Consider the following 13,060-nt stretch of genomic DNA (forward strand, 5'->3'; position numbering starts at 1 on the left):
GGCGGTCGTCAAAGCACGTGCTCTCTCATCCAGGCCGCGAAGGTCTCCCGGTCGCGGCTGATCTCGTCCCAGGCGAGGTAGAAGTCGTTGTCGCGGCTGGAGTACCCGGCGCTGTAGGAGGGGTGGGAGCCGCCGGGGGCCTCGGAGACGTAGGTGATCGCCCAGCCGGGCAGCACGATCGCGCCGGGGCGCGGCTCCAGCTCGTCGACGACCTCCTCCACGGTGACCAGCGAGCGGCGGGCGGCCAGGACCGCCTCCTTCTGCACGCCGGTGATGCCCCAGAGCTGCACGTTGCCCCGCCGGTCGGCGCGCTGCGCGTGGATCACGGCGACGTCCGGATTGATCGCGGGGACCGCGGTCAGCTCCTCGCCGGTGAACGGGCAGGTGATCGGCCTGATGTTGGCGGTCCTGCCGGGCAGGTCGGTGCCCCGGTAACCGCGCAGCACCGCGAAGGGCAGCCCGGAGGCCCCGGCGACGTAGGCGTTCGCGATGCCCGCGTGGCTGTGCTCCTCGATCTCCAGAGGGCCCGGCCAGTGGTTCTGCACCGCGTCGCGGAAGCGGTGCAGCGAGCCCACCCCGGGGTTGCCGCCCCAGGAGAAGACCAGCCTGCCGGCGCAGCCCATCCCGATCATCTGGTCGTAGATCAGGTCGGGGGTCATCCTGATCAGGGTGAGATCGCGGCGCCCCTGCCTGATGATCTCGTGCCCGGCCGCGTAGGGGATGAGGTGGGTGAAGCCCTCCATCGCCACGCTGTCGCCGTCGTGCACGAGATCGGCCACCGCCTCGGCGAGCGGAATCACCGTGGCCATCGCGCCCCCTTAACGCATGTTCGGCATGCGAACGAATGTTCTTTGAGTGAACATACTGACTCACCGTCCGGATGGTCAAACCGGTGGCCATCATTCCTTGACACACCTGAGATTCGCGGCGTAACTTCCGGCGATAAACATTGTGCGTTTAGAGAATTATTGTTCGTTTGGCGAACACCATCCCTCTCCTCTTCCCCCCGGGAGGTTCCGTGCGCCGTCCCACAGCCGTCCTGGCCACCGCTGTCGCGCTGGTCGCGCTGTCCGCACTGTCCGCGTGCGGCTCCACCGAGCAGTCCGCCGCGGGAGGTGGGGACGGCGGCAAGGACAAGGTCAACGCCGGTGTGATCGCCATCGTGGACACCGCCCCCATCCACCTCGGTAAGTCCAAGGGGTTCTTCGACAAGCAGAACATCGACCTGACGATCACTCCCGTGCAGGGTGGGGCCGCGAGCATCTCCGGTACCGTCAGCAACCAGTTCCAGTTCGCCTTCGCCAACACCACCTCCCTGCTCACCGCGCGCGAGCAGGGACTGGACGTGAAGGTGGTGGCGAACGGCGTCTCCTCCACCGGCGAGCCGGGCAAGGACTTCGGCGCCGTCCTGGTCAAGCAGGACAGCCCCATCCAGGGTGCCAAGGACCTCGCGGGCAAGAAGGTCTCGGTCAACCAGCTCAAGAACATCGGCGACACCACGATCCGCGCCTCGGTCCGTAAGGCGGGCGGCGACCCCTCCACCATCGAGTTCGTGGAACTGGCCTTCCCCGACGCCCCCGCCGCCCTTACCGGCGGGCGCGTCGACGCGATCTGGGTGGTCGAGCCCTTCGTCAGCCAGGCACTGTCCCAGGGCGCCCGCGCGGTGTCGTGGAACTTCGCCGAGGCGGTCGACGACCTGACCGTGGCGATGTACTTCACCGGCGGCAGGACCGACGCCGACCTGGTCAAGCGGTTCACCGCGGCGATGAACGAGTCGCTGACCTACGCCGAGGCCAATCCCGAGGAGGCCAGGGAGATCCTGAAGTCGTACACCAAGATCGCCCCCGAGGTGATCGCCAAGATCACCCTGCCCAGATGGGGTACGGAGATCAACCGCGCGTCGGTGCAGGAGATCGCGGACCTGGCACAGGCGGACGGCATCCTCAAGAACAAGGCCGACGTGGCCGCCCTGATCCCGTGACCCGCCCGTTCTCGCCGGTCGCGTACGGCGCGGCGGGGCTGGGCACGCTGCTGCTCGTGCTGGAGGCGGTTCCCCGCCTGGGCCTGGTCGACTCCCGCTACCTGCCGCCCGCGTCGGAGATCCTCCGTACGCTGGCGGCCGAGCTGACCACCGCCGAGCTGTGGACGGCCCTGGGCCAGACCATGTGGGGGTGGGCGCTCGGCCTGGCCATCGCCTGCTGCGCGGCGGTGCCGGTCGGGGTGCTGATCGGCGTCGTGCCCGGTCTGCGGGCCGCCACGCACTCGGCGATCGAGTTCCTGCGTCCGATCCCCTCGGTGGCGCTGATCCCGCTCGCCACCCTGCTGTTCGGCGCGTCGCTGGGCTCCACGCTCCTGCTGGTCGTCTACGCCGCGTTCTGGCAGGTGCTCATCCAGGTCCTGTACGGCGTCGCGGACGTGGACGCCGTCGCCCACGACACGGCCAGGTCGTACGGTCTCTCCACCTGGTCCCGGATCCGCAACCTGGTCTGGCCGACCGCCCTGCCGTACGTCATGACCGGGCTGCGGCTGGCCGCGGCCGTCGCCTTCATCCTCGCGATCACTGCGGAGCTGGTCATCGGCAGCCCCGGCCTCGGCCTCGCCATCCAGGTCGCCCAGTCCAGCGGCGCGGTGTCCACGATGTACGCCCTGGTGGTGCTGGCCGGGCTGATCGGCATCGGGGTCAACCTCGCGGTCCGGCTGCTGGAGCGGCGGGTCCTGTCCTGGCACCCCTCGATCAGGCGGGAGGCCGCGGCGTGACGGAAGGCGTGACGGAACATCGGGGCACGGAGCCCGGCGGCGGGCGCCGGGTGGTGCGGCGGGTGCTGACCGTGGCCGGGGTGCCCGTGCTGCTCGTGCTCGCCTGGTGGGCCTACGCCGTGCTGTCGGAGAGCTTCTACGTGCCCACCCCCGGCGAGGTGGCCGGCGCGTTCGCCGAGACCTGGTTCTCGCCCCGGCTGGTGGAGGACGCGCTGCCGAGCGTGCTCAGGCTGCTGGCCGGATACCTGCTCGCCACCGTCGCCGGGGTCGGGCTCGGGGTGGCGATCGGGCTCTCCGCCCGGCTGCGCGCCGCCGCCGAGCCGGTGCTGGAGTTCTTCCGCGCGATCCCGCCGCCGGTCCTGGTACCCCTGATCATGCTGCTGGCCGGGATCGACGACGGGATGAAGGTGCTGGTCATCGCCTCGGGCTGTGTCTGGCCGATCCTGCTCAACACCGTCGAGGGGGTCCGGGCGCTGGACGAGGTGCTTTCCGACACCTGCCGCATGTACGGCGTGCGCGGCACCTCGCGCCTTCGCCACCTGGTGCTCAGAGGCGCCAGCCCGCAGATCATGACAGGCCTGCGGCAGTCGCTCTCCGTCGGGATCATCCTGATGGTGATCAGTGAGATGTTCGCCAGCAGCAGTGGTCTGGGCTTCACGATCGTGCTCTTCCAGCGCGGCTTCGCGATCCCCGAGATGTGGAGCGGCATCCTCCTGCTCGGCCTGCTCGGCTACCTGCTGGCGGTCCTGTTCAGGCGGCTCGAACGCCGCGTTCTCTACTGGTACTACGGCCGTGGGGGTGACCGTGCTTGAGGTCTCGGGACTGAGAAAGGTCTACCAGGGGCGGAACGTCGAGGCACTGCGTGACCTGACCTTCCAGGTGGACACGGGAGAGCTGGTCTGCGTCGTCGGCCCCTCGGGGTGCGGCAAGACCACGCTGCTGCGCTGCGTGGCGGGCCTGCTGCCCCCCACCTCGGGGTCGGTGCGGGTGGCGGGCGTGCCGGTGACGGGGCCGCCGCCACGGATGGCCGTGGTCTTCCAGGAGTACGGCAGGAGCCTGTTCCCCTGGATGACCGTGTGGCAGAACGTCGAGCTTCCGCTGCGGGAGAAGAAGGTGGCGCGCGGGCGCAGGGACGAGCTGGTGACCGGGGCGCTGGCCGCCGTCGGCCTCGCCGACGCCGCGGACGCCCACCCCTGGCAGCTGTCGGGCGGCATGCAGCAGCGGGTGGCGATCGCCAGGGCCGTCGCGTACGAGCCGCAGGTGCTGCTGATGGACGAGCCGTTCGCCGCGGTCGACGCCCAGACCAGGGCGGACCTGGAGGACCTGATCCTCACGCTCTGGCGCGACCTCGGGATGACCACGCTGTTCGTCACCCACGACATCGACGAGGCCGTCTACCTCGGCCGGCGCGTGGTCGTGCTGTCGTCCTCGCCGACGGTCGTGCTGGAGGATCTGAAGATCGACCTGCCGCCGGACCGCGACCAGCTCACCACCCGTTCCCTGCCGCGCTTCGCCGACCTGCGCGGCCATCTGTACGCCCAGATCCAGCGGGCGAGGGGAGACCGATGAGAACCGTCAGGGACGCGACCTTCGACGTGCTCCGCCGCACCGGCATGACCACGATCTTCGCCAACCCCGGATCGACCGAGGTGTCCCTGCTGACCGGGCTCCCCGACGACCTGGAGTTCGTACTCGCCCTGCACGAGGGCTCGGTGGTCGGCATGGCCACCGGCTGGGCCATCGCGCGGGAACGGCCCGCGCTGGCGCTGCTGCACACCACGGCGGGACTGGGCAACGCGGTCGGCGCGATCGCGACCGCGCGGGTGAACCGGGCGCCGCTGGTGGTGCTGGTCGGCCAGCAGGACCGCAGGCACCTGGCGCTGGAGCCCTTCCTGGCCGGGCGGCTCGGCGGTCTGGCCGGGGACTACCCGGTCCGGGTGGACCAGCCGGTCCGCGCCCAGGACGTGCCGGGGGCGGTGGCCAGGGCCTGCCACGAGGCGGTCACCTCCCGCGGGCCCGCGATGGTCGTGGTCCCCATGGACGACTGGTCCGCCCCCGCCGAGGCCGAGGAGCTCGCGGCACCGCTGCGGGTGGTCAGGCCCGCCGCCGTCGCCGACGCCGAGCTGGCGGCTCTCGTCGCCCTGCTGGCCGGGGCCCGCTCCCCGGTACTGGTGGTCGGCGCCGGGGCGGACTCGCCGGAGGCGTGGCAGGCGCTGACCGCGCTCGCCGAGCGGCTGCGCTGCCCGGTCTGGCAGGAGTCGTTCGGCGCCCGCGCCGGGTTCCCGCAGGACCACCCGCAGTTCGCCGGGATCCTGCCCGCGGGCCGGTCCCGGCTGCGGGAGGCGCTGGCGGGGCACGACGTGGTGCTCGCCGCCGGTGCGCCGGTGTTCCGCCAGTACCCCTACGAACCGGGCCCGCTGGTCGCGCCGGGGACCGCGGTGGCGGTCGTCACCGACGATCCGGCCGAGGCGCATCGCAGCCCCGCCGGCCTGGCCGTGCTGGCCTCGCCCGCCGCCGTCTGCGCCCGCCTCGCCGCATCGCTGCCCGCCCGTTCCACAGCCGTGCCGCCCCTGCCGCCGCGCACGCGGCCGCCGGATCCGCCCCTGCCCTGCGAGCCGCTGCGGGCCGCGCACGTCCTCGCCGAGCTGGCCGTACGGCTCGCGCCCGAGGCGGTGGTCGTGGAGGAGACCCCGTCCTCCCGCCCCGACCTGCACCGGCTCCTCCCCGCCAGGCGCCCGCTGGGCTTCCTGTCGGCGGCGATGGGCGGGCTCGGCTTCGCGCTGCCCGCGGCGGTCGGCCTGCGGATGGCCGCGCCGGACCGCCCGGTGGTGGCGGTCGTGGGCGACGGTTCGGCCCTGTACGGAATCCAGGCGCTGTGGAGCGCGGCGCACTACGGGGTGGGAACGCTCTTCGTGGTGCTCGCCAACGGCAGGTACGCGGTGATGGACCGGCTGGCGGAGCGGGCGGGCACCGGCAAGGCGCCCTGGCCGCCGTTCACCGAGGTGAGCATGGCGGCCATGGCGAGGTCGTTCGGCTGCCCGGCGTTGCGGGTGGAGACCTACCACGAGCTGGCCGACGTGCTGGACGAGGTGGTTCCCGGCCTCGCCGGGCGGGGCGAACCCCTGCTGCTCGACGTGGCGGTCGCGCCGGACCCGGACTTCCAGCCGTGACGCGGGGGAGGACCCCGGCCCGATTTCATCGGTGCGTGCCCGGCACGGGTGCCGGGCCCTACCCCTCGAAGCGCTTCACCAAGCTGGCTGTGGGAAGGTTGGCCAATGGTCGAGCGGGGGGTCGGTGTGTCGCGGGTGTCGTGGGTGGTGCTCATCGCGGGCTTCGTGCTCGCCTCGCTCAACCTGCGGCCCGCGCTGGCGAGCGTCTCCCCGGTGCTGGACGAGATCATGGGCGACCTCGGGCTGAGCGCCGCCGGGGGAGGAGCGATCACCACGGCCATGGTGGTCTGCCTGGGCGTGCTGGGCCCGCTCGCCCCGCTGCTCGCCCGCCGCTTCGGCCTGGACCGCACGCTCATGGCCGGGCTGCTGATCCTGGCCGCCGGGGTGATGCTGCGCAGCGCGGGAAGCGTCCCCGCGCTCTACGCGGGAGCGGCCGTTGCCGGCATGGCCATCGCCGTCATGAACGTCGCGATGCCCGGCGTGGTCAAGCAGCACTTCCCCTCGCGGGTCGGCCTGTTCACCGGGATCTACGTCTCCGGACTGGTGCTGGGCGCCGCCGCGGCGTCCGGGCTGATGATCCCGCTGGAGCGTGCCACCGGGTACGGCTGGCGCGAGGTGACCGCGATGACCGCGATCCCGGCGCTGGCCGCCGCGGTGTTCTGGCTGCCCCAGGCACTGCGCCGCCCCGCCCGCTCCGAGGTCGCGCCCAGACCGTTCGCACAGCTGCTCCGCACCCGGATGACCTGGTACGTCACCGTCTACATGGGCCTGCAGTCGCTGACCTTCTACGTCATGCTGGCCTGGCTGCCGACGATCTTCAAGGACGCGGGGCTCCCCGCCGACCAGGCCGGATACCTGCTCAGCCTCACCAACCTGGCCCAGGTGGCGGCCACGTTCACGGTCCCGATCCTCGCCGGGCGGGCGCGGTCGCAGGTGCCGTACGTCACCGCCGCGACCCTCCTCACGGTGGCCGGATACCTCGGTGTGCTGTTCGCCCCGGCCACCCTCCCGTGGCTCTGGATGATCGTCCTCGGTGTGGGGCAGGGCGCCTCGATCGCGCTGGCCCTGCTCATCATCGCGCTCCGCGCCCCCGACCCGGTCTCGGTGACCGCGCTCTCGGCCGTCGCCCAGTCCGTCGGGTATGTGCTGGCCGCGCTCGGGCCGCTCCTGGTCGGCGCGCTCCACCAGTTCTCCGGTGGCTGGACGCTGCCGCTGCTGGCCGGGCTCGGCGCGTGCGGCCTGCAACTGGCGGCCGGGTTCCTGGCGGGGCGACCGGTCACGCAGGCCGGTACGGGCGCCCCGCCGGGAACCCGGCCGGCCGAGGATTCCCCCTCCTTGGCCTGACCCATCGCCCCTCGGGGGCGGCGGAGCGGCTCAGGACATCGGCTCTCGGCGCAGAATGATCAGTGTGGCCGGTCAGAGCCAGCCGCGGGACTCGGCCACGCGAGCGGCCTCGACGCGGTTGCGGGCCCCGGTTTTGCCGATGGCGGAAGACAGGTAGTTGCGGACGGTTCCCTCAGTGAGGAACAGCCTGCGGGCGATGTCCGCCACGGTGCTGCCGTCGGCGGCCGCGCGCAGCACCTCGGCTTCTCGCTGGGTAAGCGGGCTGGTGCCCATGGTCAGAGCGCTCACCGCCAGCCTCGGGTCGATCACCCGCTCGCCGGTGATCACCCGGCGAATGGCGGCCGTCAGCTCGGTGACCGGGGCGTCTTTCACCACGAAACCGGCCACACCGGCCTTCAGAGCCCTGCTGAGGTAGCCGGGCCTGCCGAACGTGGTCACGATGATCACCCGGTGGCCGCGGAGGCGCTCGGCGACGTCCAGGCCCGATAGTCCAGGCATCTCGATGTCGAGCAGGACCACGTCGGGGTCGTGCTCCGCCACCGCGGATTCCACCAGGTCTCCGCGCCCGACCTCGGCCACCACCTCGATGCCGTCCTCGAGAGCGAGGAGCGCCGCCAGGCCACCCCTGACCAGGTCCTGGTCGTCGGCGATCAGCACGCGGATCATGATTCCTCCAGCGGGACGCGCACGCACAGCCGGTATCCCCTGCCGGGCAACGACCCTGCCTCCAGCCGTCCACCGGCCTCCGCGACCCGCTCGGCCAGCCCGGTGAGCCCGTGCCCCGCCCGCCCCGCGCCGGCCCCGTCGCCCGGCGGAGTGCCGTCGTCACGGACCTCCAGGCCCGCGGCCGTGTCGTCCACGCTTAGGTCGATCCAGCAACGCCCGGCCCGGCTGTGGCGTAGCACGTTGGTCACCGCCTCTCGTACGGCCCAGGCCAGCAGGATCTCGGCGGAGGCGGGAATGGGCCCCTCGGCGGGGGAGACCTCCAGCTCGATCCCGGCGGCCCGCAGACCGCGGGCGGCCTTGTCGAGTTCCTCCGACAAGGCGGGGGCACGGTAGCCGGTGACCGCGTGCCGTACCTCGTCGAGGGCCTGGCGGGTGGCGTGCTCCACGTCGGCCATCTCGCGGGCGGCGCGGTCCGGGTCGGTACGGGCCAGCCGCGCCGCAAGCTGGCTCTTGATGATGATCGACGCGAGTGTGTGGCCGAGAATGTCATGCAGGTCCCGGGCGAACCGCAGCCGCTCGTTCTCGATGGCCATCTGCGCGACTTCGGCGCGGGCCGCCTCCAGCCGCGCCACCAGCACCCCCATCTGTTTCAGGCTCTGCACCACCGCCGTCTGCACCGCGATGACGAGCGGCACCCACCAGATCCCGGCGAACGGCGCTCCCAGGACCCACAGGGCGATCACGTCCACGACCGCTGTCACCACCACCGCCGCAGTGAACACGACCGGTCGCAACGAGGCCGCGAGAGCGGAGACGACCAACACGAAGCAGACGTACGCCCACGGCCGCCCCAAGACGGGGAGCAGGGCCAGTGTCGCGCCGAGCAACCCGGCCAGAGCCCACGGCCGCGGGGTGCCTCCCCGGCTGCTGAACATCCGCCACGTGATCATCAGCCAGCAGCCGGCCAACAGCGCCGCGCCCCCGAACGCCCATGCCACTCTTGGGATCCCCGGTTCCGCGTCGAGTAGCGACCAGAGCGGCCAGCACAGGATCAGCAGCCACGCGGCGGACCCGGCCCGGGCCATGGTGCGGGCCCGGCCGTGCTCAAGCTCCGGCAGCGTCGTCCTCACCGTCACAAAGCCCGACGGTAACGCCACATGCCCAGCGCGGCGAACAACAGGGTCCAGGCCACCAGTACACCCACCCCGGTCCCGGTCGGCCACCGCCCGTCCAGCATCCGCCAGCCGAGTGATCCGGCCTGATAAGCGGGACTGTACTCGGCCAGCGCACGCAGGCCCGCGGGCATGGCCTGCACCGGCAGCCAGAGGCCGCCCAGGACGGACAGCCCGAAGTAGACGCCCATCATGGCCAGGTTCGCCGCCTGCCCTCGGAGTGTGTAGCCGAACGCGATGCCCAGCGCGGCGAAGGGCATGACGCCCAGCCAGATCAACACCACCAGCGCCGGCCAGGTCCACAGGGACAGGCGCACCCCGCCCAGCACCGCGCCGGCGGCCAGCACGACGAAGATGCTCGGCAGCACTCCCGTCATCCCGCTGACCAACTTGGCCACCACGTAGCCGTGCGGCGGCAGCGGCGTCACCGCGAGCTGCCGCGACCAGCCCTTGCTCCGCTCCAGCGCGATGGCGCCCCCGATGAACAACGCGCCCCCCATCGCACCGTACGTGGCCATGGAGACCATGGAGAACGCGGCGAAGTCCGCGCGCTGTTCCTGCGGCACCACGGTGAGTACCTTGGTCCACAGCAGGTATAGCGCCAGCGGGAAGCCGGTCAGCAGGATCATCCCGGCCGGGTTGCGGAAAGCGCGCCGTATCTCGAGTCTCAGATACGACCTCATCGTCCCGCTCCTCCCGTCAGGCTGACGACGGCGCTCTCCAAATCGGTGCTCATGGTGCGTACCTCCCTGAAGTCGTCGAACGTCGCGAACAGGGCGCGAAGCGTGGCGTCGGAGTCATCCGTGCGCAGTGTGACGGCACGCCCCTCGATCCGCACCTGGCGCACGCCCGGCAGCGTTTCGAGCCCGCTCGCATCGGCGCCGTCGAAGACGAAACGCACCTCCATGCCGCCGACCAGGGATTTGATGGTGCTCACCGGCCCATCGGCGACGATCTTTCCGCCGGTGAGCAGGACGACCCGGTCGGCGTAGTCGTCGGCCTCGGCGAGGTAGTGGGTGGCGAAGACCACCGTGCGGCCCTCGGCCGTGCGAGCGCGTACCTCCTGCCACAGGGCGCGGCGGCTCTCGATGTCCAGCCCCACGGTTGGCTCGTCGAGCACGAGCAGCTTCGGGTCTCCGACCAGCGCCAGAGCGAACCGCACGCGCTGCTGCTGGCCGCCGGACAGCCGGCCGATGCGCCGGGTGGCGAGTTCGGCCACGTCCGCGGCTCGCATCGCCGCCTTGACGGGATGCGGGTGAGGGTACATTCCCGCGACTGTCGCGACCAGTTCCTCCACCCGCACGTCCTCCAGCAGCCCGGAGTCCTGCAGGAGCACGCCGACCTCGCCGGCGTGCAGCGCTTCCACGGGTGTGCGGCCGAAGACCCTGGCAGCTCCGTGACTGGGACCGAGGAGCCCGAGGGCGATCGACAACAACGTGGTCTTGCCTGCGCCGTTCGGCCCGAGAACGGCGACCGTCTCCCCTTCCCCGACACGCAGATCTACGTCGTCGAGCGCGACGGTGTCGCTGTAACGCTTGCTCACGGCCTTGAGCTCCACTGCTGTTCGCATGACCACCACCCTGACCGACGACACGGAACCGGCTGAAGTGCCATAGGTCAGCGCGAACGATGTGACACATGTCAGCCCACGGCAGGGACCAGGCCGTTGTCTTTGTGACTCGCTGCCCTTGTGGCTGACTTCCTTTGCGAATCGTTGTTCTGGTGGTCATCCGGGCCTCCTACGGTCCTGAACATGATCCGTAGGTTTCAGGTCGCGATGCTGGCGGCCCTCGTGACCGGTACCGTCGCTTTCGTGTTGCCACAATCCGAACCCGCGATCGCCGAGCCCCGTGTCCGCGAACCCATCGTCATCGGCCACCGGGGCGCCAGTGCGCACCGGCCCGAGCACACCCTGCTCTCCTACGAGGCCGCCATCGCGCTCGGCGCCGACTACATCGAGCCCGACCTGGTCGCGACCAAGGACCACGTGCTGGTCGCCAGGCACGAGAACGAGATCGGCGCCACCACGGACGTCGAGAACCATCCCGAGTTCGCGGACCGCCGCACCACCAAGACCGTCAACGGCAGGTCCATCACCGGCTGGTTCACCGAGGACTTCACGCTCGCCGAGCTGAAGACCCTCAGGGCCGAGGAGCGCATCCCCGACCTGCGCCCGGGGAACGCCGTCTTCAACGGCCTCGCGCAGATCCCCACCTTCGACGAGGTGGTCGAGCTGGCACGGCGGCACGGGGTCGGGGTCTACCCGGAGACCAAGAGCCCGAGCTACTTCGACTCCATCGGTCTCTCCCTGGAGGAGCCGCTGCTGGAGGTGCTCGACCGGCACGGCTGGAGCGGGAGCGGCGCCCCGGTCTTCATCCAGTCCTTCGAGACCGCCAACCTGCGCGAGCTGAGCAGGATGACGGAGCTGCCGCTGATCCAGCTGATCACCGCCGGCGGCGCCCCGTACGACTGGATCGCGGCCGGAGACCCGCGCACCTACGACACCATGGTCACCCCCGCGGGGCTGCGTGAGGTGGCCGGTTACGCGGACGGCGTCGGCGTCGACACCCGGCGGATCGTGCCGGCGGGACCCGACGGCCGCCTGCTGCCGCCCACCACGTTCGTCCAGGACGCCCACCAGGCGGGACTGAAGGTCCACGCCTGGACCGTCAGGAACGAGAACTCGCACCTTCCGCTGGACTTCCGGCTGGGCAACCCGGCCAGCCCGGCCTTCCCCCGGGCCACCGGCGACGTGATGGGCTGGCTGGAGAGGCTCTACCGGCTCGGCCTGGACGGCGTCTTCGCCGACGACCCGGGCATGGCCAGGGCGGTGCGGGAGCGGGTGTTCTGACCTGGGAGGCTTTCAGGGGTCCTCAGGGCCCGAACAGTGCGGCGGGTGCGTTGCGCACGTGAGCGGCCAGTGGGCCGGTGACGTATTCGGCGTCACGGGTGACGCCGCGCAGGGTGTTGGAGGCGAACGAGCGCTGGAATTCCAGTCCCACGTACACCAGGCCCGGATGGGTGGTGGAGATTCCCCCGGCGTGCCGGGGTGCGCCGTCGGTGTCCAGGGCGCCCAGAGGGCGTAGGTAGTCCAGGTTGGGCCGGTATCCGGTGGCGAAGATGACCGCGTCGGTGGGCTCGTGGGTACCGTCGGCCCAGATGACGCCTTCGGGGGTGAAGGCGGTGAACATCGGCCGGCGCCGCATCGCCTCTGAGCTCAGCGCGTTCTGGTAGCGGCCCTCGTCGAGCACCAGGGTGGCGCCGAGCATCGCGGCCAGCCATTCGGGCGGCAGGTCGTCGAACCCGGTCGCGGCCAGCCAGTGGTGGATGTCGTGGCCGCGCACCCGCTGGGGAAGGAACGCCACCGGGGCGCGGGTGGCCAGCGTGACCGCGGCGACCTGCGCCAGCTCGTAGCCGACCTGCACTGCGGAGTTACCGGCGCCCACCACGATGACGCGCCGCCCGATGTACGGGGCGGGGTTGCGATAGTCGGCCACGTGCGACAAGCGGCCGGTGAAGCTTTCCTGGCCGGGCAACCGAGGCAGGTGCGGGTTGGCGAAGGAGCCACTGGCGGCCACCACACCCCGGGTGCGCAGCCGCCGCCCGTCGGCGGTGGCCGCGACGAAGCCCCCGCTTCCGTCGGACTCCACCGCGCAGACCCGGGTGCGGGTGCGGATGTCGGCTCCGTCGGCCCGAAGCCGGTCGGCGTAGCGGGTCAGGTAGGCGACCACCTCGTCGCGGTGCGGATAACGGTCGCCCTCACCGTCGTCGCTGCCGGGGAAGGGCATGGCACCCAGGGTGCTGTGGCGGGCGGGTGAGAACAGGGTGAGGCTGTCGTAGTAGGAGGGCCAGGAACCGGCTGTCTGCTCGCCGGCTTCCAGGACGACGGGGGTCAGGCCGGTGTTCAGCAGGGCGCGGGCGGCGGCCAGTCCGGACTGGCCGCCGCCGATG

At 71.5% G+C, this 13,060-nt stretch carries 13 protein-coding genes; 7 read left to right on the top strand and 6 right to left on the bottom strand.

The window, feature by feature from the left end:
* Positions 1 to 8: 8 nt before the first annotated feature.
* Entirely contained in the window at positions 9 to 809 is an 801-nt protein-coding gene (locus ABZ260_RS00455) for a CoA transferase subunit A (protein ID WP_355610806.1), read from the bottom strand.
* A gap of 209 nt (positions 810 to 1,018) precedes the next feature.
* On the opposite strand from ABZ260_RS00455, the gene ABZ260_RS00460 reads away from it, so the two are divergent.
* From ABZ260_RS00460 to ABZ260_RS00485, 6 genes are all read left to right on the top strand, one after another.
* Positions 1,019 to 1,981, top strand: coding sequence for an ABC transporter substrate-binding protein (locus ABZ260_RS00460; protein WP_355610809.1), 963 nt, complete (start codon positions 1,019 to 1,021; stop codon positions 1,979 to 1,981).
* On the top strand, positions 1,978 to 2,757 hold the full coding sequence (locus ABZ260_RS00465; RefSeq protein WP_355610812.1) for an ABC transporter permease: 780 nt from the start codon (positions 1,978 to 1,980) through the stop codon (positions 2,755 to 2,757). The genes ABZ260_RS00460 and ABZ260_RS00465 overlap by 4 nt, the downstream gene beginning before the upstream one ends.
* A gap of 71 nt (positions 2,758 to 2,828) precedes the next feature.
* Complete coding sequence (locus ABZ260_RS00470; protein ID WP_355610847.1) at positions 2,829 to 3,569, top strand: ABC transporter permease; 741 nt, start codon at positions 2,829 to 2,831, stop codon at positions 3,567 to 3,569.
* Complete coding sequence (locus tag ABZ260_RS00475) at positions 3,562 to 4,326, top strand: ABC transporter ATP-binding protein (protein ID WP_355610850.1); 765 nt, start codon at positions 3,562 to 3,564, stop codon at positions 4,324 to 4,326. Before ABZ260_RS00470 ends, ABZ260_RS00475 begins: the two co-directional genes overlap by 8 nt.
* Entirely contained in the window at positions 4,323 to 5,927 is a 1,605-nt protein-coding gene (locus ABZ260_RS00480; protein ID WP_355610815.1) for a thiamine pyrophosphate-dependent enzyme, read from the top strand. Before ABZ260_RS00475 ends, ABZ260_RS00480 begins: the two co-directional genes overlap by 4 nt.
* A gap of 105 nt (positions 5,928 to 6,032) precedes the next feature.
* Positions 6,033 to 7,271, top strand: a complete 1,239-nt coding sequence (locus ABZ260_RS00485) for an MFS transporter (protein ID WP_350962815.1) — start codon at positions 6,033 to 6,035, stop codon at positions 7,269 to 7,271.
* Positions 7,272 to 7,343: 72 nt separating this feature from the next.
* Here the strand turns inward: ABZ260_RS00485 and ABZ260_RS00490 are convergent, their stop codons facing one another.
* The 4 genes from ABZ260_RS00490 to ABZ260_RS00505 are packed head-to-tail and all read right to left on the bottom strand — an operon-like array spanning position 7,344 to position 10,679.
* Positions 7,344 to 7,937: a response regulator transcription factor gene (locus ABZ260_RS00490; protein WP_350912148.1), complete on the bottom strand. Its 594-nt coding sequence runs from the start codon at positions 7,935 to 7,937 to the stop codon at positions 7,344 to 7,346.
* On the bottom strand, positions 7,934 to 9,073 hold the full coding sequence (locus ABZ260_RS00495; protein ID WP_355610820.1) for a sensor histidine kinase: 1,140 nt from the start codon (positions 9,071 to 9,073) through the stop codon (positions 7,934 to 7,936). Before ABZ260_RS00495 ends, ABZ260_RS00490 begins: the two co-directional genes overlap by 4 nt.
* Positions 9,070 to 9,792 (bottom strand): ABC transporter permease, encoded by a 723-nt coding sequence (locus ABZ260_RS00500; protein WP_355610823.1) that lies wholly within the window; start codon positions 9,790 to 9,792, stop codon positions 9,070 to 9,072. Before ABZ260_RS00500 ends, ABZ260_RS00495 begins: the two co-directional genes overlap by 4 nt.
* A complete protein-coding gene (locus ABZ260_RS00505; protein ID WP_355610826.1) occupies positions 9,789 to 10,679 on the bottom strand; it encodes an ABC transporter ATP-binding protein in 891 nt (296 codons plus the stop codon). Before ABZ260_RS00505 ends, ABZ260_RS00500 begins: the two co-directional genes overlap by 4 nt.
* Before the next feature lie 183 nt (positions 10,680 to 10,862).
* Here ABZ260_RS00505 and ABZ260_RS00510 point away from each other — a divergent pair, with 183 nt between their 5' ends.
* Positions 10,863 to 11,960 (top strand): glycerophosphodiester phosphodiesterase, encoded by a 1,098-nt coding sequence (locus ABZ260_RS00510; RefSeq protein ID WP_355610829.1) that lies wholly within the window; start codon positions 10,863 to 10,865, stop codon positions 11,958 to 11,960.
* A gap of 22 nt (positions 11,961 to 11,982) precedes the next feature.
* On the opposite strand, the gene ABZ260_RS00515 is transcribed toward ABZ260_RS00510, so the two are convergent.
* Positions 11,983 to 13,059: an NAD(P)/FAD-dependent oxidoreductase gene (locus tag ABZ260_RS00515; RefSeq protein ID WP_355610832.1), complete on the bottom strand. Its 1,077-nt coding sequence runs from the start codon at positions 13,057 to 13,059 to the stop codon at positions 11,983 to 11,985.
* Position 13,060: the final 1 nt, after the last annotated feature.

This window comes from Streptosporangium sp. NPDC006013 (assembly GCF_040614275.1).
Lineage (GTDB): Bacteria > Actinomycetota > Actinomycetes > Streptosporangiales > Streptosporangiaceae > Streptosporangium.